The sequence below is a fragment of the Bacillus cereus group sp. Bc061 genome (genome assembly GCF_027715825.1).
GTDB lineage: Bacteria > Bacillota > Bacilli > Bacillales > Bacillaceae_G > Bacillus_A > Bacillus_A paranthracis.
Window position 1 is genome coordinate 256337 of record NZ_JAQFTZ010000002.1, and the last position, 23494, is coordinate 279830.

The following is a 23494-nucleotide window of genomic DNA, read 5'->3' on the forward strand; positions in this document are numbered from 1 at the left end:
GAATAATCCCTCTTTACTTTTCAACTTTTAACGTTTGTAAGTATGCATTTAATGCATCAATTTGATCGTCTGTTAAGTTGCCATATTTACCAGTCATTTTATTTCCTGGTTTCATATTTTCAGGATCTTTCAGCCATTTTTTTAAGTTTTCTTCATTGTTTTCAGCAATGCCGGCAACTGTATCGCGATCCGCAAAGTTTGCTAAGTTTGGTGCGATACGAGCGGAAGGTGGTCTACTATCATTAGATCCAACTGCGTGACAACCAATACAGCTTTTATTAAATATTTCTTGGCCTTCTTGCGCCTTTGTTGAAGCTACTTCTTTCTTCCCATCAATTTTCTTCATATCAGCAAGCCACTTTTTGTACTCGCTTTCATCTAAAGCTTTCACTTTAAATTGCATTAAAGAATGTGATGGGCCGCAAAATTCTGTACAAAAACCATTATAAGTGCCCGATTTATCTGCCTTTAACCACATTTTGTTCACATTGTCTGTATTTGTATCCATTTTCCCTGCTAAAGATGGAACCCAAAATGAGTGTTTAATATCGGCACCCTTCAAATTTAAATACACTTTCTTACCTGTGGGGATGACCAAATCTTGCGAAGTTACTATCTTTTCTGATTTATAAGAAAATTCCCACCAATAAAGATTCGCTGTTACATCAACAACGATAGTATCTTTATCAATATTCTTTTTCTCCATCGCACTTACATCAGCAAGTTTGAATGTATATGTAACCGTCGGAACAGCTAAGATTAGCAAAAGAATAATCGGAATAACTGTCCATATAATTTCTAGTTTGTGATTCCCTTCAACTTGCTCCGGAATATAATCTTCCTGACCTTTCTTTTGTCGGAAACGCACAATTACATATAAGAAAATAATAGTAACTACTAGTACTACTCCTACCATGATTGCACTCGCCAGTAGAAGTAGATCATATTGCATTTTTGCTACTTCTCCTTGCGGAATTAAAGTAGATTGAAAGGCTTTACCGCATCCCCCTAACAGTAAAGCCAGCAGTGAAACGAACGAAAGCAGTCGCCACTGTTTCTTCATACAAACAACCCCCACTTTCCTTGTGAATTAGATTGTACTTTATAGTTAAGTAAAGTAAATCTCAACGTAAAGAAATCCAATTATGTCGTTGTCTTAGAAGAATGTAACTACAATCATTGATACAAATAAGATTGTTAAATAATTTAGGGAATAAACAAACATTTGCACAGACCATTTGATGTCATCTTTCTTACGGAAGCCATAAAAACCTAAAACGATCCATCCGATGTTAAGCAGTGTTGCAATTACCATAAATGTTATCCCTAGTCCACTCATATAAAATGGTAGTGGTAATAAACATACTGTCCAAATCATAATTTGGCGTTTCGTAATTTCAAATCCATGAACTACAGGAAGCATTGGAATTCCTGCGTTTCGATATTCATCAACACGTTTCATTGCTAATGCAAGGAAATGTGGGATTTGCCAAATAAACATAATTAAAAATAACATCCAAGCAATTGGATGGCCTAAAGATGGATCGATTGCTGCCCATCCAATTAAAGGTGGAACTGCACCAGATATACTACCTACAACAGTATTTAGTGTATACTTTCTCTTTGTCCATAAACTATATAGAACAACATATGTGAAAGCACCAATAAATCCCATTAAGACTGCCATTGGTGTTGTTAATAATAAAAATACAAAACCAAGAAGTAATATAACTAGTCCAAATGTAAGTGCAAATCCTGGTTTATACTTTCCAGTAACCGTTGGACGGGTCTTTGTTCTTTCCATTAATGGATCGATGTCTCGATCAATGTAGTTGTTTAAACAACATACCCCTGCCATAACTAATCCAGAACCAACGATTGTAAAGAATAACTTATCCAGATTGTCCATTACACTTAATCCATTAAAGTGTAATGCCAACCAAAATCCTGTAAATACAGTAAGTGTATTTGAGTTTACAATCCCCATTTTAACGAGCGCTTTTAAATCTTGTAACCGAGTTGTTTCCGGTACGCTTGTAACAGCAGACTCATCATGCAGCTCACTTGTTGCATGGTTCATCACTTTAACCCCCTCTTAAAACTTTCGTCTTTCTTTTTGCGCCTATTTCAAATTGAAATATTTCGCTTCTATATAGCAATATTATTACAGTAGAAACATTGTTAACCCATTCTACTACTAATCTACGCCCATACTCCAATATATTAAATCATATTTCCCGAACATTTTGTGAAGAAAACATGAACTTTTTGTGTCGAACATAAAAAACTTAATTGTTACTTATCCATATCATAACATGATGTTACCTTCTATAATAAACTTTTTTGTCATATTTAACACGTATTCTTCCCATTTCTTTTCAAAATAGCCTATTTTTCACCTAAAAATTTCCTTATAAACCTTATTTCCACACCCGTTTTCTCTTCCCTGTCTTCCCCCTCCATTTCTTTGCTATTTTATTATTTTTTATATATCATAGGAACTAGCGCGTTTTATTCTATACATAATGGAATGAAAATATTTCGCAATAACTTCATAGCAGAAAGATGGTGAAAGAGATTGCAACGCTTTATTAAATGGTTAGCAGTCATTACGAGTCTTGATTTATTAATAGTTTTATTAGGAGGCGCCTTAGTTACAAAAACAGGCTCTGGCCAAGGATGCGGTAAATCATGGCCACTTTGTAACGGTGAATTTGTTCCATCTAATTTATCAATGGAAACTATTATTGAACTAAGTCATCGCCTTACATCAGGATCAGCAGGAATTCTTGTCACTCTCCTTTGTATTTTGTCCTGGAAATATTATAAACATGTGCGCGAAACAAAAACGTTAGCAATTTTATCCTTCGTATTTTTAGTTGCACAAGCATTAATGGGAGCCGCAGCGGTTGTTTGGGGGCAAATGCCAGCTGTACTTGCTATCCATTTCGGTATTTCCTTAATTTCATTTGCTTCTGTCATTTTATTAACGTGTCTTATCTTTGAAATTGACCAAAAATTCGATGCACGTTCACTTATTATGGACAAAAAAATGAAGTTTCATATTTATGGTGTAACAATTTACAGTTATATTGTCGTCTACACAGGGGCTTTAGTACGTCACGAACGAGCTAGCTTAGCCTGTCCAGACTTTCCTTTATGCAGCAAAAATAGACCTATGCCAACTCAATTACATGAATGGGTTCAAATGGGACATAGAGTTGCAGCGATGTTAATTTTCGCTTGGATACTATACGCGATGATTCTCGCTATCCGCCATTACAAACAGCAGCCTGTCGTATACTGGGGATGGATCATCTCATTTATCCTTGTTACACTTCAAGCTATCGTAGGAATTTTAGTCGTATTTACAAATGCTAGTTTATCAATGGCATTATTACATTCCCTATTCATTTCTTGCTTGTTTGCTGTACTATGCTATTTAGTTATGTTAGGTACAAGAAGTAAAGTGAATGCAAAAGAAGCTGCATCAATTTCTAAACAAACAAAATAAATGAAAATACCTTGCCCGAATTGGCAAGGTATTTTTTTCGTAATAAAAAAGAGTTGTGTTTCCACAACTCTTTTTTATTTTAGTGATCTAATTCAATGAGTAAGTCACCCGTTTGAATTGCATCTCCATCGTTAACATATACTTTTTTCACTTTACCATTAAACGGCGCTTGAACTGTCGTTTCCATTTTCATCGCTTCTGTAATTGCCATAGAATCGCCTTTTTTCACTTCATCGCCTTCTTTTACAACTACTTTAATAACCGTTCCTGGCATTGTTGCGCTAATGTGGTTTGGATTTTCACGGTTTCCTTTCACACGTTGTGCAACTGTCGCTTTCACACTTTCGTCTTTCACAACAATCTCACGTGGTTGACCATTAAACTCCAAGTAAAGCACACGATTTCCATCCGGCTGAGGCTCTCCAATTGATACTAGTTTAACCATCAATGTTTTACCTTGTTCAATTTCCACATCGATTTCTTCACCAAGTCTCATACCATAGAAGAATGTCGGTGTATCGAGCACAGATACATTTCCATAAATCTCAGCAACTTTTTCGTAATCCATAAATACTTTTGGATATAATGCATATGCAACTACATCAAACATCGTCACTTCGCGTCCAAGTTTATGGAATAGCTCTTCTTTTAACGCGTCGAAATCTACTGGTTCTAATAATTCACCTGGTCTTACTGTTAATGGTTCTTTCCCTTTTAAAATAATTTCTTGTAACTTTTTCGGGAAACCACCATATGGTTGTCCTAAATCTCCAGAGAACATTTCAACAACAGATCCTGGGAAGTCCATAGAATTTCCACGCTCTAAAACATCTTGTTCTGTTAAGTGATTTTGAACCATGAATAATGCCATATCACCAACAACTTTAGATGATGGTGTTACTTTAACAATATCACCAAACATGTCATTCACACGGCGGTACATTACTTTCACTTCATCGAAACGATCGCCTAAGCCAACCGCTTTCGCTTGTTGTTGTAAATTACTATACTGTCCGCCTGGCATTTCGTGCATATATACCTCTGTATGAGGAGCATTCATACCACTTTCAAACGGTGCGTAGTATTTACGTACATCTTCCCAGTAATGAGATAATTTTTCTAATGAATCTATATTAACATCTGGCTGTCTTTCGTTTCCACCTAACGCATAGTATAGCGTGTTCGCACTTGGTTGTGACGTTTGACCAGCCATAGAACTTACTGCTACATCGACAATGTCAACACCTGCTTCAATTGCCTTCGTATACGTTAATATACCATTTCCACTCGTATCGTGTGTGTGCAGGTGAATCGGAATCGATACCGTCTCTTTTAATGCTGAAACTAAATCATATGCTGCATTTGGTTTTAGTAAGCCCGCCATATCTTTAATACCTAAAATGTGAGCTCCTGATGCTTCTAATTCTTTTGCTAAATTTTTATAGTAATTTAAATCATATTTACTACGCAGTGGATCATGAATATCCCCTGTGTAACACATCGTTGCTTCTGCAATTTTACCAGTATCTCGTACAGCATCAATCGCAACTCTCATACCTTCTACCCAGTTTAAGCTATCAAAAATACGGAACACATCAATTCCAGCTTGGGCAGAACACTCCACAAACTTTTGAATTAAATTATCCGGATAGTTTTTGTAACCAACCGCGTTTGAAGAACGAAGTAACATTTGGAATAAAACATTTGGCATTTTTTCACGAAGATCTAGTAATCGTTCCCACGGATCTTCTTTTAAGAAACGATATGCAACATCAAACGTTGCACCGCCCCACATTTCTGCTGAGAATAAGTTCGGTAACATTCTCGCTGTCGGCTCTGCAATTTGGTGTAAATCTTTTGTGCGAATACGCGTTGCAAGTAATGACTGATGCGCATCACGGAACGTTGTATCCGTTAAAAGTACACGTTTTTGATCTTGTACCCATTTTACTAATCCGTCTGCCCCACGCTCATCCAAAATTTGTTTCGTTCCATTTTGGATTGGCTCTGAGTGTAATACATTCGGTATACGAGCATCTGGGAAAATTGGTTTCTCTTTTTTCCCTACCCCCGGGAAGCCATTTACTGTTACTGTCCCGATGTAATTTAACATTTTCGTTCCGCGGTCTTTACGTTTCGGGAACAAGAATAGTTCAGGTGACGCATCAATAAATGAAGTGTCATATTCCCCTGATAAGAAGTTTTTATGTTTTACTACATTCTCTAGGAATGGAATATTCGTTTTAATACCACGGATACGGAATTCTTTTAAGTTACGTTCCATTTTTGCAGCAGCTTGTTCAAAAGTAAGCGCCCATGTTGTAACTTTTACGAGTAAAGAATCATAGTACGGTGTAATAACAGCACCTTGGAAACTATTACCTGTATCAAGACGAACCCCAAATCCACCACCTGATCGATATGCCATAATTTTTCCTGTATCCGGCATGAAATTATTTAGTGGATCCTCAGTCGTTACACGAGATTGTATTGCAAATCCATGTACAACAACTTCCTCTTGCTTTGGAACACCTACCATTTTACTATGTAATGCATGTCCATCAGCTATTAAAATTTGTGATTGAACAATATCGACTCCTGTAATCATTTCTGTAATTGTATGTTCTACTTGAACACGCGGATTCACTTCAATGAAATAGAAATTATCATCTTTTACAAGAAATTCAACTGTTCCTGCGTTTAAATAATTTACATTTTTCGTTAACTTTACAGCAGCATCACAAATACGCTGACGCAAATCATCTGAAAGCGACACACTAGGTGCAATTTCTACTACTTTTTGATGACGACGTTGTACAGAACAGTCTCGCTCGTATAAATGAACAACATTGCCCTCTTCATCTGCTAAAATTTGAACTTCTATATGTTTAGGTTTTTCAACGAATTTTTCTACGTATACTTCATCATTACCAAAGGCTGCTTTTGCTTCTGACTTTGCTCGATTATACGATTCTCTTAATTCTTCACTAGTACGTACAATACGCATACCACGACCGCCACCGCCAAGGGAAGCTTTAATAATAATCGGGTAATCATACTTTTCAGCAAATTTTTCGACTTCTTCTAATGAATCTACTGGCCCATCACTACCAGGAATAACTGGAATTTGTGCTAGCTGCGCTTGTGTTCTTGCTTTCACTTTATCTCCAAACATATCTAAATGCTTACTTTTTGGACCGATAAAGATAATCCCTTCTTCTTCACAACGTTTTGCGAATTGAATATTTTCTGACAAGAAACCATATCCAGGGTGAATTGCATCTACATGATTACTTTTCGCAATCTCAATAATGCCCTCAATATCTAGATAAGCATCAATTGGCTTTTTTCCTTCCCCAACTAAATAGGATTCATCGGCTTTATAACGATGATAAGAACCACTATCCTCTTTAGAATAGATTGCAACTGTTTTTAATCCCAGTTCCGAACAAGCTCGAAACACACGAATTGCAATCTCTCCACGGTTAGCTACCAATACTTTTTGAATACGTTGCAGCTTTGTCATGATTTTCCCCCTCTACTTTCCTACCACTCTAGAGATAAAATATATACACACCATAAAGAGCGTGAAGTTCTTCACTTTCCACATTATATTATACTTAGAAAGCTTCACTTTATTTTTATCCATCATACCTTATTTTTTAACAAATGATAAGTTTTCTGAGCAATTTGTCTCACAAAAATAGTATAGCATACCTCTTCCTTTTCTAACAACTTAATTGTATATCACTTTTTATTAATGTGATATACAATTTACCTGAAAGATAAATTAATACATCATATTTAAAACTACTTAAAAATAAAAAACACATCATGCTCTAAAGCACAATGTGTTTTATTTTACAACTACAAGATGTGGTCCACCTTGTTCTCTTTCTTTAACTGTCTCGTTCTGTTGCTTCTCTTGTCGTTTTACATGACTAGCAATATTGAGTAATATCCCCATCGCGAGTAGATTAGCTAATAAGGAACTCCCGCCATAACTAACAAACGGTAAAGGAACTCCTGTAAGTGGTATTAATCCAGACATACCACCAACATTAACAAATGTTTGGACTCCAAACAAACTTGCAATTCCGATAGCTATTAAACTTCCAAATGGATCTTTACACTTTTGTGCAACTCTAAAGGCCCGAATAATTATAAGTAATAAACAGATTAAAATAATAGCCACACCTATAAAACCAAGTTCTTCAGATATAATTGCCATTATAAAATCCGTTTGTGGTTCTGGTAAGTAACCATACTTTTGTACACTATTTCCTAATCCTCTACCATTTAGCCCTCCCGAAGCAATTCCAATAAACGAATTTATTAATTGAAATCCATCCTTTTGCGGATCGCTAAATGGATCAAGAAAAACAGAAAACCGTGCTTTTTGGTACTGACTTAATTTATAACTCCCAAGAAAATACAACGCCGGAGCCCATACTATAGATGTTAACAAGAATCTCTTTATCCATAAATTTACATTAACTCCTGAACAAAGAAACATAATTCCTACTGTTCCCGCAATTAACATATCGGTACCTAAGTCATTTTGCTTTAAAATTAAAAACATGATTAAACCAACACCTAAAAGTACTGGTCCTGATCCTTTAAAAACAGACGTATTCGTTTCTTGCCTTTTCGCAAAGAAATGGGCCAATACGAGAATAACTGTTATCTTAACAAATTCCGCAGGCTGTATTCCAAATATCCATCCATTTGCACCATTTACCGCTTTAGCAAAGAAGGCAGCTGCTGCTAATAATGCTACACTAATTCCATAACTCCCCAATAAAAAGATTCGTTTTCTCCACACTTTATATGGGATAATAACAAGAATTATTAATACTATTGTCCCAGCAGCTAAAGTAATTAATTGTCTTTTAAAAAAGAAATTTGCTGGTTTATCAAACCTCGAAATCGCAACAATGGAACTAGAACTATATACCATTATAACTCCCAGCACACATAAGATAACAAGAGGAAGTAATAATGAATAATCCATTGATTTCCATACTCTTTTCATTTCATTTCCTCTCTCTGTTTCAATTTAATTATTGTTGTATTCCATATGTACATTGATTCTTCCTGCTTTATTATACAAATAAAAAGCTCAAACTTTTTCAGTTTGAGCCCCCTTATTTGAACCCGTTATTGTTGTTTGTTTGTAAATGCTTCATGAAGTGCAGATAACTCACGTTCAAGCTCTCCTAACATTGCTTTCCCTTGTTCTTCTGCAATAAGACCAAGGCGAACTGCAAAATCGACTTCGCGGGATAGTCCAAACATTTGTGTGTCTAACACTTCTTCATATAATGGACATTGCGGCATTGTAAGATGGTCCATTTGCACCTTAATAAGTCTTAAAATCTTCTCCGCATCCGCTTGTAGAAGGGCTAGTGCCTTTTCCTGATGATTTGATACTGTCTCAGACGCCAAATTGATTCCCTCCGTTTCCGTCCTACTCTCTCCTATCTATTAATATTAGCGATAGTTTTAATAAATTGCAATAGAAACATTTTTTGTGACAATAGTGTCTAATACTATTATACTGAAAAGTGGGAGTATAACACAAATGGGGGAACAACAATGAGCGAAATTTTATTTATTAATGGAAAAGTTCGTTTTCCAATCACTATCGATCCAACCGTTTGGATCTTTGATGATCGAAAAGTAGATTTGACAACTTACTTTGATGAAACGAGAGAAAACACTTCAGAACTAGAAGCTTATTTAAAAAACACTTCGGAACATTGGGATCGCGAAATCCGTGATGGTGCTGCTTTCCCGCCGATACAACAAAGTGTAAAGAAATTTAAAAAAGAACAGCTAATTACTGGAACGTTCGGTATACCATTTCAACCTTTTCTTGCTAATGCCGAAATTTCAGATGACGCTACGCAAGTCGAGATCGAAACAGTAGATGATACAATAACGCTTCCATTAGAAACTGTCAAACATGCTATTCTTGGTTTTTCAAAAGAAGGAAAACCATTAAAAGAAGATGGACCTGTTCATTTATATTACAATGATGGATCTAATAGACAAAATCCAATCCGTAACATCCGCAAATTTACAATTATTTAAAGAAAAGGAGTGAGCTTTTGCTCACTCCTTTTTATAGTAAATCTGCGGCTAGTTGAGCTAAATTAGATCGCTCCCCTTTAACAAACTTTACATGACCACTAATACGTTGCTCTTTAAACTTCTCTACAACGTATGTTAAACCGTTATTATATTCATCCAAATACGGATGATCAATTTGCTGAGGATCTCCCATTAATACGATTTTACTTTTTTCTCCTACCCTCGTTAGTATCGTTTTCACTTCATGCTTCGTTAAATTTTGTGCTTCGTCAATTATAATGAATTGATCTGGAATACTTCTCCCGCGTATATACGTAAGAGCTTCTACTTCTATCGAACCCATTCCAGCTAAAATAGCATCTAACTCTCCTGGTTTTTTCGTATTAAATAAATACTCTAGATTATCAAAAATCGGTTGCATCCACGGTCTTAACTTTTCTTCTTTTTCTCCCGGTAAATAACCGATATCTTTCCCAACTGGAACAATTGGCCGTGCAACGAGTAGTTTTTTATATAACCCTAAATCTTCCGTTTGCATGAGCCCCGAAGCTAAAGCTAGTAATGTCTTTCCTGTACCAGCTTTCCCTGTTAGCGTAACTAGTGGAATATCTTCACGAAGCAACAATTCTAATCCCATAATTTGCTGCACATTTCGTGGTCGTATTCCCCATACTTGTTCATTTGGAAAAATAAGTTTCTTTACCTTCTTACCTAAATGATCCACAATGCCTAGTGCTGAACTAGATCCACCTAACGCATCTTTCATTACTACAAACTGATTTGGATAAAAAGGATGATTTGCAATTTCGGATAAAGGCAATTCGCCTTTTTCATAAAAATAATCCAATTGTTCTTTTGATATATATCCTTCTAAAAATCCTGAATATATATTTTCCACTTCAATAACCCGATCACTTAAATAATCTTCCGCCTTTAAACCTATTGCATCTGCTTTTACCCTTACGAGCACGTCTTTACTTACTAAAATAACAGACTTCCCGTCCTCTTTTTCTTGTTCTTCTAAAGATAGATTTTTTGCTACAGCTAAAATTCGATTATCATTTGTTTTTTCTACAAAAATATCTTGTAGTTGGACAAACGAACGATGATTTAATTCAATACGAAATGTACCGCCGTTTTCTAGCGGAATACTTTCATGCAGTTTTCCTATTTCACGAAATTTGTCTATTAACTTAGATACATAACGAGCGTTTCGTCCTACTTCATCCATATAACGTTTTTTCGAATCAACCTCTTCTAATACAACTGCTGGAATCACTACTTCATTGGTTTCAAATGAAAAAATAGATAAAGGATCCTGCAAAAGTACATTCGTATCTAACACATAAATTTTATCCAACCTGTTACCCCCTGACTCCACTTTTAAATTTGTAGAACAAGGGTTTCATCCATAAAATATGGACGAACCATTGTTATAATTATATGTACCGTATAAACGAGGTAGAATCGAAATTTATAGCCATTAAACCTTTTATTTATTTTTTATTCATTTCTATTCAATATATTACTTTTAATTATAATTATTAACATAAAATCACAATAAGCGATTACAAAAGTTAATAACTGACTTTCTTATTTATCACATTTATAATTCTTTCATTCCTGCTAACACTTGGTTATCGAGCTTTTTAGCTGCACGAAGATCATACGTTTTTTCATATGTTGGCTCAATTGCAAGTTTTGCACCATAAAACATAACATCACGTACTTCTTGTACATTTACTTCTATTACAGTTAATTTTAGAGGAATGCCTTCCATTCTATCAGTCAAAATTTCACCTGCACCACTTATGGAAAATACGGACTCATTCGCCATTATAGTCAATACCACTCCAGTACTATGTCTTATATTTTCCACAATACGTGAACGTTGATCTACTGCAAATCGAATACTAGTTTTACTCACTGCATACACCCAAGAAATAGCACTTACGTTAGGAACTTGTTTTTCAAAATCTGTTGTTGCTACCATAACAATACACTCTTTACGTAACGTTTGTACTAAATCATCTGTTAATGTGGGCTCTACTACATTCGCCATATTTCCACCTCCAAATATACTTCATATATCCTTATCATAACCTATTTTTTGAATTGCGAAAATATTATTTTTTCCCACTATTATTCAAAAACATTACACTTCCATGATATACTTATACTGATAGAATTCGTATTGAGGTGACGAAATGAGAGTCAAATGTATGATTTGTGATAAAAAAGATATGTTAGATGATGAAAATCCTATGGCAAAAAAGCTGCGTAATCGCCCTATTCATACATATATGTGCATGGAATGTTCGGAACGAATTGCTGAACGTACGATGGAACGTCATGCAAGTGGTAATTTCCGATTATATCGTGATAAAAAAGTCGAAGACGATTGGTAAAATATAAATAAGTCCTTTATCAATATGATAAAGGACTTATTTATATTTTTCAGGTTCACGATTCATTTGATCCAAAAAACAATCAATAGCTTCTAATGGAAACCTTGCAGATTTTCTTTCTCCATTTATTTCATATGTAACTAAATACATTTCCTCGTTCTTCTTAACTTCCACATTTCTCAATTTATGTTCTTCATATATCATATTTTGAAATAACAAATACGTTTCTTTTGCAGCACTATCATCCGGACGTGCTTCGGCAACTGTTTTAATTGTTAACCAATTATATAACGCATCTTGTACGGAACGCATAAAACTCCCCCTCATCCTGCTTTTTGTTGTCTTGCTTGACGTAATCGCAACCTATAAATCCCAAGTACAATTGCTGCTACAACAAGCCCCTCTCCAACAGGTAAAAAAACTGCAAAGAAAGTTAATACTGTACACCCAATCGCTAACGATATATATATCACTATATTTTTTATTATAGATAGTTTTCTTGCAAAACCTAAATTATACACAAGTGCACTTAATATAATAATGACGCCATACAGTAACCACATCCCTAGCTCTGGATTTTCATCGACTTTACATAACTTCGCAAAAAACGACATTCTTTCTAACACCATTTATCCCCCTTCCTCATAAATCAAACCATTTTTCTTTATGTACTTAATACAAGAGTAACCTGTGAAAAAAATACTGTCCACAAAAAGAGTAAATATTCTAAAAAATAAACATAAAAAAACAGCTACCTTAATTAAAGGTAGCTGTTTTACTATTTTACGCTTCTACAGATTTCTTTTTCTTAGCAGCTCTTTCACGTTCGCTCTTATCAAGAATCTTTTTACGTAAACGAATTGATTCTGGAGTTACTTCACAGAACTCGTCATCGTTTAAGTACTCTAATGATTCTTCTAAAGTCATTAAGCGTGGTTTTTTCATTGTTGAAGTTTGATCTTTCGTCGCAGAACGAATGTTAGTTTGTTGTTTCATTTTCACAACGTTAACTGTTAAGTCATTCTCACGAGTGTGTTCTCCGACAATCATACCAGCATATACTTCTGTACCTGGTTCAACGAAGATTACACCACGATCTTCAACTTGCATAATACCGTATTGTGATGCTTTTCCTGTTTCAAGTGAAACTAGAACACCTTGACGACGTCCACCAACTTGTCCAGCGTGTACTGGTTGGTAGCAATCGAATGTATGGTTTAAAATACCGTAACCACGAGTTAATGTTAAGAATTCTGTTGTGTAACCAATTAAACCACGTGCTGGAACCATGAAAGTAAGGCGAACTTGACCGTTTCCGTTATTCACCATATCTAACATTTCACCTTTACGAGCACCCATAGATTCCATAATAGAACCAGTGTATTCTTCAGGTACATCGATTTGTACACGCTCTACAGGCTCACATCTTACGCCATCAACTTCTTTAATAATTACTTCTGGCTTAGATACTTGTAGTTCATAACCTTCACGACGCATGTTTTCAATTAAGATAGATAAATGTAGTTCCCCACGTCCAGATACGATCCATGCATCAGGAGACTCTGTATTATCTACACGTAAACTTACATCTGTTTCTAATTGTGAACGAAGACGCTCTTCAATTTTACGAGATGTAATGTATTTACCTTCACGACCTGCAAATGGACTGTTATTTACAAGGAACGTCATTTGTAGTGTTGGCTCATCAATACGTAATAATGGTAACGCATCTTGATGTTCAACTGGACATACTGTTTCACCAACGTTAATGTCTTCCATACCAGAAACAGCTACTAAGTCTCCAGCTTTTGCTTCTTCAATTTCTTGACGTTTTAATCCCATGTAACCAAATAATTTTGTTACGCGGAATTGTTTTACGCTTCCGTCTACTTTCATTAAAGCAACTTGTTGTCCAACCTTCATTGTACCGCGGAATACGCGTCCAACTCCAATACGTCCAACATAGTCGTTGTAATCAAGAAGTGCTACTTGGAATTGAAGTGGCTCTTCGCTGTTATCAATTGGTGCAGGAATATGTTCAATAATTGTATCAAATAATGATTTCATATTCTCTTCTTGATTTGCTGGGTTTGAATCTAAGCTTGCTGTTCCGTTCATTGCTGATGCAAATACAACTGGGAACTCTAATTGATCTTCGTTTGCACCAAGTTCGATGAATAAGTCGATTACTTCATCAACTACTTCATCAGGGCGAGCGAAGTCACGGTCAATTTTATTTACTACTACGATTGGAGTTAAGTTTTGCTCAAGAGCTTTCTTTAAAACAAATCGTGTTTGTGGCATACAACCTTCATATGCATCAACAACAAGTAACACACCATCAACCATTTTCATAATACGTTCTACTTCTCCACCGAAGTCAGCGTGACCTGGTGTATCTAAAATGTTAATTCTTTTATCTTCATAGTGAATCGCAGTATTTTTCGCTAAAATTGTAATACCGCGCTCTCTTTCTAGATCATTTGAATCCATTGCGCGCTCTTCAACGTGTTCGTTCGCACGGAAAGTCCCCGCTTGACGTAATAACTGGTCAACAAGTGTTGTTTTACCATGGTCAACGTGGGCAATAATTGCTATATTACGTAAATCTTGTCGTTTTTTCAACATGTCCAACTCCTAATGTCTTTTTAATCCTTCTCTATTATAAGAGCGAAGGGGATACAATAGCAATTAAAATAAAATCAAGAATGAAAATATAGTTGTATTCTTACTTTTGTGAAAGTAAAATGAGATTGGAGGGTGAAGAAATGGAACACATTCAATATCGCTTTTTATTAACTGCAATTATCGGTGTTATTTTCTTAATTGGTATCGGCATTATGATTGCTGAAAATAGTCCAATCGGTATTATTATTTGCATTATCGGCACATTTGTTACAGTTGGATACGGTTTTGTAACAAAAAGAAAAATGCGTAAATCGCAATAACGTCAAAAAGTAAGAAGCCTGTATACAGCCTCTTACTTTTTTTGTTACTTGGATATAAAGTGAAACTTTAATCAGTGGTTTTTTTCTTCATCCCCCACTGATTATCAGCCCTCACCAATCGGGATAAACGATAACACTTCTTCATACACCCCTGGCTTCGCAACTAATACGCTACTCTTCTCTACGATAGAAAGTGGCGCTCCGGAGAATGTTGTTACCTTGCCTCCAACTTCCTCTACAATTATCTGTCCCCCACCAAAGTCCCATGGTGATAATCTAGGTGTTACATATGCATCGATTCTTCCAGTTGCAACGTATACCATCTCTAATGCTGCACAGCCATATGATCTCGTGCCTCTTGCTTTCTTAACAAGTGCCATCATACTTTCCATATTAAGCAATGGATTGTCGGTAAGCCATATCGCATTTAAAGCTACAATACCTTGCTCTACAGTACCTTTTTCTAATAAAGGTATCGGTACTTCATTACAAAATGCTCCAGCCCCTTTTAACGCATGATATAATTCATCATGAACTGGATCATAAATAAGTCCAATCTTTCCGATACCGTTCTCATAAATTCCAATTGAAATTGCAAAATTTCTTTTTTGGTGAACAAAGTTCATCGTGCCGTCAATTGGATCAATTAACCAAACAACCCCGTCAGAAGAAGTTACCTCGTCTCCATAGCCCTCTTCACCTAAAATATGATGATGTGGGAATGTTTCTTTAATTTTCCCAATTAAAAACTGTTCTATTTCTCGGTCCATATTTGTTACTAAATCAGCTGCATTTGATTTTGTTTCTATAATAAGTGCTTTTTTCATTGATGCCATTAAATGCTCTCCCGCATCCCGAATCCACTGTTTGGCGTGTGCATCGATGTCTTTCCATACTTCTTGCATGTTTAAACACTCCGATCTATACTGTTCACAGAAAAAACGAACCCTTTATAAGGTTCGCACCAACTAATTTTTTATACATATACTATTATTACGCTTCTAAACGAATCATTTCAAGTCTTAACACTTCTAACTTTTGTACACACTCTTCTTTTTTCTGTTTATCATCTTCCATCATCGCATCATATAAAGTTGCTAATTCATAATCTAGCTCCAAACGTAGCACCGGTATTCTCTTTTCAGCATCTGTTCTCTTTAACGCATTAATCACCTGTCTCATATTATTTGCCTCCTCCCAATATTCGTCTGCCCTCGGACTAGAATTAATTCAATTTTCTGATTTTTTGTTTTATACTATACTATGTTGGATAAATCATCTATGCAACAAAATTATATTTTTTATTTAAATTTTTTTGTGCTGTTTTTTTTATGAATAGTACAAGCTATGCTAAAATAAAAGCAAAATAGGAGTTGGAGGAACAATCATGACACTACAAACATTCAAATCAACTGATTTTGAGGTCTTTACAGTTGATGGTCTCGAAGAACGAATGAGTGCAATTAAAACGAACATTCATCCTAAGCTAGAAGCTTTAGGGGAACAGTTTGCAGCGTATTTATCCAAACAAACTGATGAGAACTTTTTTTATCATGTAGCAAAACACGCACGTCGCAAAGTCAATCCACCAAACGATACTTGGGTTGCTTTTTCAACAAATAAACGCGGATATAAAATGCTACCACATTTCCAAATTGGATTATGGGGTACTCATGCCTTCATATACTTTGGTTTAATCTATGAGTGTCCACAAAAAGTGGAGACGGCTCACGCCTTCTTAGAACATATAAATGATTTAAAAACAAATATTCCAAATGACTTCGTTTGGTCCATTGACCATACTAAACCAAGTGTAAAATTACATAAAACACTTGAAACAAATGATTTACAAAAGATGATTGAACGTCTAGCTACTGTAAAAAAAGCAGAATTATTAGTTGGTATTCATATATCACCAGAGGAGTTTTCAGCAATGACCAACGAACAATTCCTTGCTAAGATTGAATCTACGATGCAATCACTCCTTCCTTTATATGCACTTTGTAATCGATAGTAGAAAACGGACAATTTATATTGTCCGTTTTTAGTTGTTATCACATTATATCACTTCAGTTTTTATTTTTCAAAATATTTTTTACATTTTCACAAGCTTTTCTTCTTCAATTTCTTTAGCCTTCTGAATCGCACGGTATATAGAATATCCACTTACTTCTTGAAACTCTTTATCAATTTTCTTTTCTTCTGCTTTCGATGGAACAATCTCTTTAAAACGACGATATAAACCCATTAATTCTTCTCTTACAATTCCTTTTTCATATGCTTTCTCAATCGCTTCATAAAACTTCACAATTGTAACCATTTCCTCATTTGACCAATCATAATCTAACGGATATTGATATTCCATTTCGCACCTCATTTATCATTTCTTCTTATTTCAATACGCTATCTTAAAGTGATTTTTTCTACTTCACTATAGTCACTTTGCATTATACACTATTTATTCATTTTAATGGAATTGCCTTCCACTAGAAGTTAGTAGGCAGCTACTATTTAACATACTCACCGTAAAAATATTTTTTGCTATACATCTATAATTATTGGTGATATAATGCTTTTGTTTTATAGGAAATAAAGTGAAGCTCCCATCTCAAAAAAGCTTTTGTGAATGGCAGAAAAACAAGTCTCATTCTAAAAAAGAACTTAACTTTTTTAGAACAAGATTATATAAAACAAACTCTAATAAATATAAAAAAAAGAAGGGGTGTATAGATTGTCCCAATACGAAACACCATTGTTTACCGCTTTAGTTGAGCACAGTAAGCGAAATCCAATTCAATTCCATATTCCAGGTCATAAAAAAGGGCAAGGCATGGATCCTGAATTTCGCGAATTTATTGGGCATAATGCATTAGCAATTGATTTAATTAACATTGCGCCGCTCGATGATTTACATCATCCAAAAGGTATGATTAAAGAAGCACAAGATTTAGCAGCCGCTGCATTTGGTGCGGATCATACTTTCTTTTCTATTCAAGGTACAAGTGGCGCAATAATGACAATGGTGATGAGCGTTTGCGGTCCTGGTGACAAAATACTAGTGCCACGAAACGTGCATAAATCAGTAATGTCAGCTATTATTTTCTCAGGTGCAAAACCTATTTTCATGCATCCTGAAATCGATCCAAAACTTGGTATTTCACATGGAATCACAATCCAATCTGTCAAAAAAGCACTTGAAGAGCACTCAGATGCGAAAGGCTTACTTGTTATTAATCCAACATACTTTGGCTTTGCTGCGGACTTAGAACAGATTGTACAATTAGCACATTCTTACGATATCCCTGTACTCGTTGATGAGGCTCATGGTGTTCATATTCATTTTCACGATGAACTGCCGATGTCAGCGATGCAAGCCGGTGCAGATATGGCAGCAACGAGTGTTCACAAATTAGGTGGATCTTTAACGCAAAGTTCTATTCTTAATGTAAAAGAAGGCCTTGTGAACGTAAAACATGTTCAATCTATTATTAGCATGCTTACGACTACATCAACGTCTTACATCTTGTTAGCCTCCCTAGATGTTGCTAGAAAACGTCTTGCTACAGAAGGAAAGGCGCTCATAGAACAAACAATACAATTAGCGGAACAAGTTCGTAATGCTATAAATGATATTGAACATCTTTACTGTCCAGGGAAAGAAATGCTAGGTACGGATGCTACTTTTAACTATGATCCTACAAAGATAATTGTATCTGTAAAAGATTTAGGTATTACAGGCCATCAGGCTGAAGTATGGCTTAGAGAGCAATATAACATTGAAGTAGAACTCTCAGATTTATACAACATACTATGTCTTGTCACTTTTGGGGATACAGAAAGTGAAACGAATACACTTATTGCGGCATTACAAGATTTATCAGCAACATTTAAAAATAAAGCTGATAAAGGTGTTCAAGTGCAAGTAGAAATTCCAGAAATACCTGTGTTAGCACTTTCTCCTCGAGATGCTTTTTATTCGGAAACAGAAGTCATCCCATTTGAAAATGCAGCAGGTCGTATTATAGCTGATTTCGTTATGGTTTATCCGCCAGGGATTCCAATCTTTACTCCGGGGGAAATTATTACACAAGATAACTTAGATTATATTCGTAAAAACTTAGAAGCAGGTTTACCTGTACAAGGTCCTGAAGATATGACATTACAAACATTACGCGTGATTAAAGAGTACAAGCCTATCAGTTGATAGGCTTTTCTTTCACCCTTTTGGCCTTTTCTCATACGATATTATGTAATGTAACGTATAGGTGGGGATACTATTATGATTGTAATAGGCCGTTCTATTGTACATCCTTATATCACAAATGAATATGAGCCATTTGCAAATGAGAAACAACAAATTTTATCTATAATGGCAGGAAATCAAGAAATCTATTCCTTCCGAACATCTGGTGAACTCAGCTTTGATCTAAATTTGCGTGTTAATATTATTACTTCTGCATTAGAACTTTTTCAAAGTGGTTTTCAGTTTCGTACATTTCAACAATCTTTTTGTAACCCTCAGTATTGGAAAAGAACATCTCTTGGAGGATTCGAGCTCCTTCCAAACATACCCCCTTCCATTGCCATACAAGATATTTTCAAAAACGGAAAACTATATGGAACTGAATGTGCCACCGCTATGATCATTATTTTTTACAAAGCTTTACTAGCATTATATGAGGAAGAAACTTTCAACCGTCTCTTTGCAAACCTTTTACTTTATACGTGGGACTACGATCAAGATTTAAAGCTCATAACAAAGACAGGTGGTGATCTTGTCCCAGGTGATCTCGTTTACTTTAAAAATCCACAAGTGAATCCAGCTACAATCGAGTGGCAAGGAGAAAATACTATCTATCTAGGAAATTTCTTTTTTTATGGGCATGGCGTAGGTGTAAAAACAAAAGAAGAAATTATATACGCATTAAATGAGCGACGAGTCCCTTACGCTTTCATTTCCGCTTTCTTAACCGATACTATTACCCGTATTGATAGCCGTCTCATGAGCTACCATGCTTCTCCTAGCACACCACAGACATCCATAGGATTTATTCCGATTAGAGATGATGCAATTGTTGCAACAGTTGGCAACACAACTACAGTTTATTAAAAAAAGCACCTACATATGTAGGCGCTTTTTTTATTTAAGCTTTTGAATGTTCTTTATGGTCACAGTCGCAATGAGATCCACATTTCCCGTATAGTACTGTTGATTTTTCATCTTCAAAATGTCCGATTGTTCCTTCACATACTTGGCATACGATTGTTCCCATTTTTCATTTCCCCCTGAGTTTTAATAGTAATCTATTTATTTATCATTAAGCTTTCGCATTATCTCTACTAGCACAGTCACAATTTGTTCCGCATTTTCCGTAAAGCACTGTCGTTTTTTCATCTTCAAAATGTCCGATTGTTCCTTCACATACTTGGCATACGATTGTTCCCATTTTTCATTTCCCCCTAAGTTTATGGTCCTAAAAACTTTCAGCTGTCCATTTCCTATCAATTATTGGGCTTTTGTATGCTCTGTGTGATCACATCCGCAAGATCCACATTTCCCGTAAAGTACTGTTACTTTCTCATCCTCGAAGTGTGCAATTGTACCTTCACAATCTTGACATACGATTGTTCCCATTTTTCATTTCCCCCTAAGTTTATAATCCCAAAAACTTTTTGTAACCGCTTAACTTTCTGTCTTTATTTTAATATGTTATACTTTTTACGTCAATAGGTTTTTAGTATAACACATTAAATATTTTAAATTTAAATTAGTATGCGATATTCAAATAAAAAAACAGCCATATTTATACGTACGACTGTTTTACATTATTTATTCTTCGTATTCCGCATGCAAAGATGTAGATGGAACTAGAAATGAGAAAAACTGAGATAACTCAGCTGCTTCCTCTTCTGAGCCTAATTTGAAAACTTCCTGTAAATGTTGAACATTCTCTACATCATCTCGTCCAAGTAAAGTAGACCTTCCTGTTTGCATGCAAACAATAAGTGGCTTTCCAAAGAACATATTTGTATAAATAACACCAAAATCATAACGATTATCATGTGTCATAAACCCCAAAAATCGTACCTTCACACTTTCATGCTCATCATACAATTTTTCAAACATCGGTTTCCACCTTTCTACATCACCTTTCATTAGTATATTAAACAAAAAAAGGAATACTCCTTTTAATTGTCAAAAAATTCAGTAGGATGTAGAATGAGAGTATTCTACTAAGTTAGGAGGAACTTATATGCAACATGCCTTTATTACGCTTGTACCTAAATCCAATCAACAATCTGTTTCAATAGATGATATAAAACAACTTTTTCATTATTATAAAACAGTTACTTCCAAAACCGGTGTTCAAATTAATTACGCTTATACAAATACCGCTTTTCCGTATGAAATTTTAGATACATCAGCAACAACATTCAAACTACAATCTACTCACGATCGATATGACTCCATTTATGTTGGTGTCGGTATAGAAAAGGAACAAACTTATATTCAAGTTTCTTTACCACCTAATGCAACATTTGGTGATAAAGGAAAAGCAAATGAATTTTGCCGTTTTCTAGCGAAGAAATTAGAAGGAGAGTTAAAATTATTTAATGGAAGAACAATGTATTTCTATAAACGTTAATTTAAAAAATAGAAAATATAATTAAGAAAAGTATGCAATTTGAACACGTAAGGAATAATGCCTGCTTTCTAATTTGCAATACAAAATATGCGATCACATATGCTAAATAAAGAAATACAAAAAATAGAATAACTTTATAATGCAACTTATCACCATTTGACAATGATAATACAACGGAAAAACCACTCCATAATAAAAAATGATAAAATATAACATGTAATATTCTCATGGAACCTTCTCCTTTGACATGCTCTATTTTATTAATATATGGTATTAAGTTTGAATCAATTACATATTACACGAAAGCATATATATGGCTTTTGGATTTATATATGTTTTAACAATTCAATTAAATTATTATATATTCATTCGACAAGTACGTATAAAGACCTTGCAAGCCACTTTTATTATAAAATAAAAAATAGCCCATCTCTTTAAATAAGAGATGGGCTATTTTCATTACTTAAATTATTTTACAATGTGAATTGGCATTCCAAGAGCAACTTCAGCTGCTTCCATTGTGATTTCACCTAATGTTGGGTGAGCGTGGATTGTTTGAGCGATATCTTCTGCTGTCATTCCAGCTTCGATAGCTAAACCAATCTCAGAAATAATATCAGAAGCGCCTGCACCTGCAACTTGAGCACCTACAAGAAGACCATCTTCTTTACGTGTTACAAGTTGTAAGAAACCGTCAGTGCTGTTTAATGATAATGCACGACCGTTAGCAGCGAATGGGAACTTAGATACAGTTACAGTCATTCCAGCTTCTTCAGCTTGTTTCTTAGTGTAACCAACAGATGCTAATTCTGGATCAGTGAAGCATACTGCAGGAATTCCGATGTAATCGATAGCTGACGCATGGCCACTAATTGCTTCTACAGCTACTTTACCTTCGTAAGAAGCTTTGTGAGCTAATGGTGGTCCAGGAACGATATCACCGATTGCATAGATGTTTGGTACATTTGTACGACATTGCTCATCGATTTCGATGATGCCGCGGTCAGTCATTTTAACTCCAACTTGCTCAAGACCGATTTCTTGAGTGTTTGGACGACGACCTACAGTTACTAATACGTAATCTGCTTCTACAGTTTGGATTTCACCTTTAACTTCGAAGCTAACTTTTACGCCAGTTTCTGTTTCTTCAACGCCTTTAGCCATAGCTTTTGTATGGATTGTTACGTTACCTTTTTTCTGTAGAGCACGTTTAACAACAGAGCTCATAGCTTTTTCGAAACCAGCTAAGATTTCGTCGCCAGCTTCTACTACAGTAACTTCTGTACCGAAGTTAGCATATGCAGTACCTAATTCCATACCGATGTAACCGCCGCCGATTACAACAAGTTTTTTAGGAATTTCAGGTAAGCTTAAAGCACCTGTAGAGTTGATAACACGTTTAGAGTATTTGAATCCTGGAATTTCGATTGGTGTAGAACCAGTTGCAAGAACAGCATTTTTAAACGTATAAGTTTGAGCTGCATCTTCAGTCATTACGCGTAATGTGTTAGCATCTACGAAGTAAGCTTCACCGCGAATGATTTCAACTTTGTTACCTTTAAGAAGGCCTTCAACACCGCCAGTTAATTTCTTAACTACGCCGTTTTTCCATTCTTGAACTTTTGTAAAGTCAACTTTTACGTTCTCTGCAGTGATACCCATGTCATCAGAATGCATTGCATTCTCATAACGATGACCTGCATTGATTAACGCTTTTGAAGGAATACATCCAACGTTTAAGCATACGCCACCAAGGTTAGCTTTTTCAATAATCGCTACCTTTTGTCCTAATTGTGCTGCACGAATTGCCGCAACGTATCCACCAGGACCTGCACCAACAACGACTGTATCTAATTCAATTGGGAAATCTCCTACTACCAT

Annotated in this window: 27 protein-coding genes; 8 read left to right on the top strand and 19 right to left on the bottom strand. The window is 35.4% G+C overall.

The features are described 5' to 3' along the window. Nucleotides 1–13 precede the first annotated feature (13 nt). Both coxB and ctaB read right to left on the bottom strand, forming a co-directional pair. On the bottom strand, nucleotides 14–1063 hold the full coding sequence (gene coxB / locus PDQ40_RS10540) for a cytochrome c oxidase subunit II (RefSeq protein WP_000745271.1): 1050 nt from the start codon (nucleotides 1061–1063) through the stop codon (nucleotides 14–16). A 93-nt stretch (nucleotides 1064–1156) separates the two neighbouring features. Beyond that, entirely contained in the window at nucleotides 1157–2080 is a 924-nt protein-coding gene (ctaB, locus tag PDQ40_RS10545; protein WP_001015058.1) for a protoheme IX farnesyltransferase, read from the bottom strand. Nucleotides 2081–2578: 498 nt separating this feature from the next. On the opposite strand from ctaB, the gene ctaA reads away from it, so the two are divergent. Further along, nucleotides 2579–3514, top strand: coding sequence for a heme A synthase (gene ctaA / locus PDQ40_RS10550; RefSeq protein WP_001188736.1), 936 nt, complete (start codon nucleotides 2579–2581; stop codon nucleotides 3512–3514). Nucleotides 3515–3593: 79 nt separating this feature from the next. Here ctaA and pyc read toward each other — a convergent pair whose 3' ends face one another. The 3 genes from pyc to PDQ40_RS10565 form a co-directional block, all read right to left on the bottom strand. After that, nucleotides 3594–7040 carry a pyruvate carboxylase gene (gene pyc, locus PDQ40_RS10555; RefSeq protein WP_000164062.1) on the bottom strand — a complete coding sequence of 1149 codons (3447 nt, stop codon included), beginning with the start codon at nucleotides 7038–7040 and terminating at the stop codon, nucleotides 3594–3596. Between the two features lie 330 nt (nucleotides 7041–7370). Next, a complete protein-coding gene (locus tag PDQ40_RS10560; protein ID WP_000832767.1) occupies nucleotides 7371–8549 on the bottom strand; it encodes an FtsW/RodA/SpoVE family cell cycle protein in 1179 nt (392 codons plus the stop codon). A 125-nt stretch (nucleotides 8550–8674) separates the two neighbouring features. Then, nucleotides 8675–8962: a YlaN family protein gene (locus PDQ40_RS10565; protein ID WP_000135695.1), complete on the bottom strand. Its 288-nt coding sequence runs from the start codon at nucleotides 8960–8962 to the stop codon at nucleotides 8675–8677. Between the two features lie 150 nt (nucleotides 8963–9112). On the opposite strand from PDQ40_RS10565, the gene PDQ40_RS10570 reads away from it, so the two are divergent. Further along, a complete protein-coding gene (locus tag PDQ40_RS10570) occupies nucleotides 9113–9610 on the top strand; it encodes a hypothetical protein (protein ID WP_001289788.1) in 498 nt (165 codons plus the stop codon). A 31-nt stretch (nucleotides 9611–9641) separates the two neighbouring features. On the opposite strand, the gene PDQ40_RS10575 is transcribed toward PDQ40_RS10570, so the two are convergent. Both PDQ40_RS10575 and PDQ40_RS10580 read right to left on the bottom strand, forming a co-directional pair. Next, nucleotides 9642–10970 carry a PhoH family protein gene (locus PDQ40_RS10575; protein ID WP_000358084.1) on the bottom strand — a complete coding sequence of 443 codons (1329 nt, stop codon included), beginning with the start codon at nucleotides 10968–10970 and terminating at the stop codon, nucleotides 9642–9644. Between the two features lie 246 nt (nucleotides 10971–11216). Next, nucleotides 11217–11672: a pyridoxamine 5'-phosphate oxidase family protein gene (locus PDQ40_RS10580; RefSeq protein ID WP_000024588.1), complete on the bottom strand. Its 456-nt coding sequence runs from the start codon at nucleotides 11670–11672 to the stop codon at nucleotides 11217–11219. 145 nt (nucleotides 11673–11817) lie between these two features. Between PDQ40_RS10580 and PDQ40_RS10585 the strand changes: the two genes are divergently transcribed. After that, nucleotides 11818–12018 carry a YlaI family protein gene (locus tag PDQ40_RS10585; RefSeq protein WP_001995040.1) on the top strand — a complete coding sequence of 67 codons (201 nt, stop codon included), beginning with the start codon at nucleotides 11818–11820 and terminating at the stop codon, nucleotides 12016–12018. Nucleotides 12019–12054: 36 nt separating this feature from the next. Here the strand turns inward: PDQ40_RS10585 and PDQ40_RS10590 are convergent, their stop codons facing one another. The 3 genes from PDQ40_RS10590 to typA all read right to left on the bottom strand — a co-directional run bounded on the left by PDQ40_RS10590 (nucleotide 12055) and on the right by typA (nucleotide 14646). Beyond that, entirely contained in the window at nucleotides 12055–12330 is a 276-nt protein-coding gene (locus tag PDQ40_RS10590; RefSeq protein ID WP_001258148.1) for a hypothetical protein, read from the bottom strand. An 11-nt stretch (nucleotides 12331–12341) separates the two neighbouring features. Further along, nucleotides 12342–12644, bottom strand: coding sequence for a YlaH-like family protein (locus tag PDQ40_RS10595; RefSeq protein WP_000893666.1), 303 nt, complete (start codon nucleotides 12642–12644; stop codon nucleotides 12342–12344). Nucleotides 12645–12801: 157 nt separating this feature from the next. Further along, nucleotides 12802–14646, bottom strand: a complete 1845-nt coding sequence (gene typA / locus PDQ40_RS10600; RefSeq protein ID WP_000914763.1) for a translational GTPase TypA — start codon at nucleotides 14644–14646, stop codon at nucleotides 12802–12804. A 140-nt stretch (nucleotides 14647–14786) separates the two neighbouring features. On the opposite strand from typA, the gene PDQ40_RS10605 reads away from it, so the two are divergent. Beyond that, entirely contained in the window at nucleotides 14787–14966 is a 180-nt protein-coding gene (locus PDQ40_RS10605; protein WP_000400127.1) for a DUF5325 family protein, read from the top strand. 104 nt (nucleotides 14967–15070) lie between these two features. Here the strand turns inward: PDQ40_RS10605 and PDQ40_RS10610 are convergent, their stop codons facing one another. Continuing rightward, complete coding sequence (locus PDQ40_RS10610) at nucleotides 15071–15871, bottom strand: inositol monophosphatase family protein (RefSeq protein ID WP_001158692.1); 801 nt, start codon at nucleotides 15869–15871, stop codon at nucleotides 15071–15073. Nucleotides 15872–15959: 88 nt separating this feature from the next. Next, a complete protein-coding gene (locus PDQ40_RS10615) occupies nucleotides 15960–16148 on the bottom strand; it encodes a hypothetical protein (protein ID WP_001250164.1) in 189 nt (62 codons plus the stop codon). A gap of 205 nt (nucleotides 16149–16353) precedes the next feature. On the opposite strand from PDQ40_RS10615, the gene PDQ40_RS10620 reads away from it, so the two are divergent. Then, the gene (locus PDQ40_RS10620; RefSeq protein WP_000175082.1) at nucleotides 16354–16980 is read left to right on the top strand and encodes a YktB family protein; all 627 of its coding nucleotides are present in this window, start codon (nucleotides 16354–16356) and stop codon (nucleotides 16978–16980) included. Between the two features lie 81 nt (nucleotides 16981–17061). On the opposite strand, the gene PDQ40_RS10625 is transcribed toward PDQ40_RS10620, so the two are convergent. Continuing rightward, the gene (locus PDQ40_RS10625) at nucleotides 17062–17331 is read right to left on the bottom strand and encodes a UPF0223 family protein (protein WP_000456556.1); all 270 of its coding nucleotides are present in this window, start codon (nucleotides 17329–17331) and stop codon (nucleotides 17062–17064) included. A 366-nt stretch (nucleotides 17332–17697) separates the two neighbouring features. Between PDQ40_RS10625 and speA the strand changes: the two genes are divergently transcribed. After that, a complete protein-coding gene (speA, locus tag PDQ40_RS10630; protein WP_000084881.1) occupies nucleotides 17698–19170 on the top strand; it encodes an arginine decarboxylase in 1473 nt (490 codons plus the stop codon). Nucleotides 19171–19245: 75 nt separating this feature from the next. Continuing rightward, the gene (locus PDQ40_RS10635; RefSeq protein ID WP_000635351.1) at nucleotides 19246–20076 is read left to right on the top strand and encodes a protein-glutamine gamma-glutamyltransferase; all 831 of its coding nucleotides are present in this window, start codon (nucleotides 19246–19248) and stop codon (nucleotides 20074–20076) included. Between the two features lie 34 nt (nucleotides 20077–20110). On the opposite strand, the gene PDQ40_RS10640 is transcribed toward PDQ40_RS10635, so the two are convergent. The 4 genes from PDQ40_RS10640 to PDQ40_RS10655 form a co-directional block, all read right to left on the bottom strand. After that, complete coding sequence (locus tag PDQ40_RS10640; protein WP_000536793.1) at nucleotides 20111–20239, bottom strand: GapA-binding peptide SR1P; 129 nt, start codon at nucleotides 20237–20239, stop codon at nucleotides 20111–20113. Nucleotides 20240–20284: 45 nt separating this feature from the next. Further along, nucleotides 20285–20413, bottom strand: coding sequence for a GapA-binding peptide SR1P (locus PDQ40_RS10645; RefSeq protein WP_000536805.1), 129 nt, complete (start codon nucleotides 20411–20413; stop codon nucleotides 20285–20287). Between the two features lie 59 nt (nucleotides 20414–20472). Further along, a complete protein-coding gene (locus PDQ40_RS10650; protein WP_000536778.1) occupies nucleotides 20473–20601 on the bottom strand; it encodes a GapA-binding peptide SR1P in 129 nt (42 codons plus the stop codon). 195 nt (nucleotides 20602–20796) lie between these two features. Continuing rightward, on the bottom strand, nucleotides 20797–21093 hold the full coding sequence (locus tag PDQ40_RS10655) for a DUF3055 domain-containing protein (protein ID WP_001993838.1): 297 nt from the start codon (nucleotides 21091–21093) through the stop codon (nucleotides 20797–20799). Between the two features lie 127 nt (nucleotides 21094–21220). Between PDQ40_RS10655 and PDQ40_RS10660 the strand changes: the two genes are divergently transcribed. Continuing rightward, nucleotides 21221–21613, top strand: coding sequence for a DUF1885 family protein (locus tag PDQ40_RS10660; protein WP_001163309.1), 393 nt, complete (start codon nucleotides 21221–21223; stop codon nucleotides 21611–21613). A gap of 1 nt (nucleotide 21614) precedes the next feature. On the opposite strand, the gene PDQ40_RS10665 is transcribed toward PDQ40_RS10660, so the two are convergent. Both PDQ40_RS10665 and lpdA read right to left on the bottom strand, forming a co-directional pair. After that, nucleotides 21615–21842: a hypothetical protein gene (locus PDQ40_RS10665; protein WP_001221351.1), complete on the bottom strand. Its 228-nt coding sequence runs from the start codon at nucleotides 21840–21842 to the stop codon at nucleotides 21615–21617. Between the two features lie 239 nt (nucleotides 21843–22081). Then, nucleotides 22082–23494, bottom strand: a complete 1413-nt coding sequence (lpdA, locus tag PDQ40_RS10670; protein WP_000260111.1) for a dihydrolipoyl dehydrogenase — start codon at nucleotides 23492–23494, stop codon at nucleotides 22082–22084.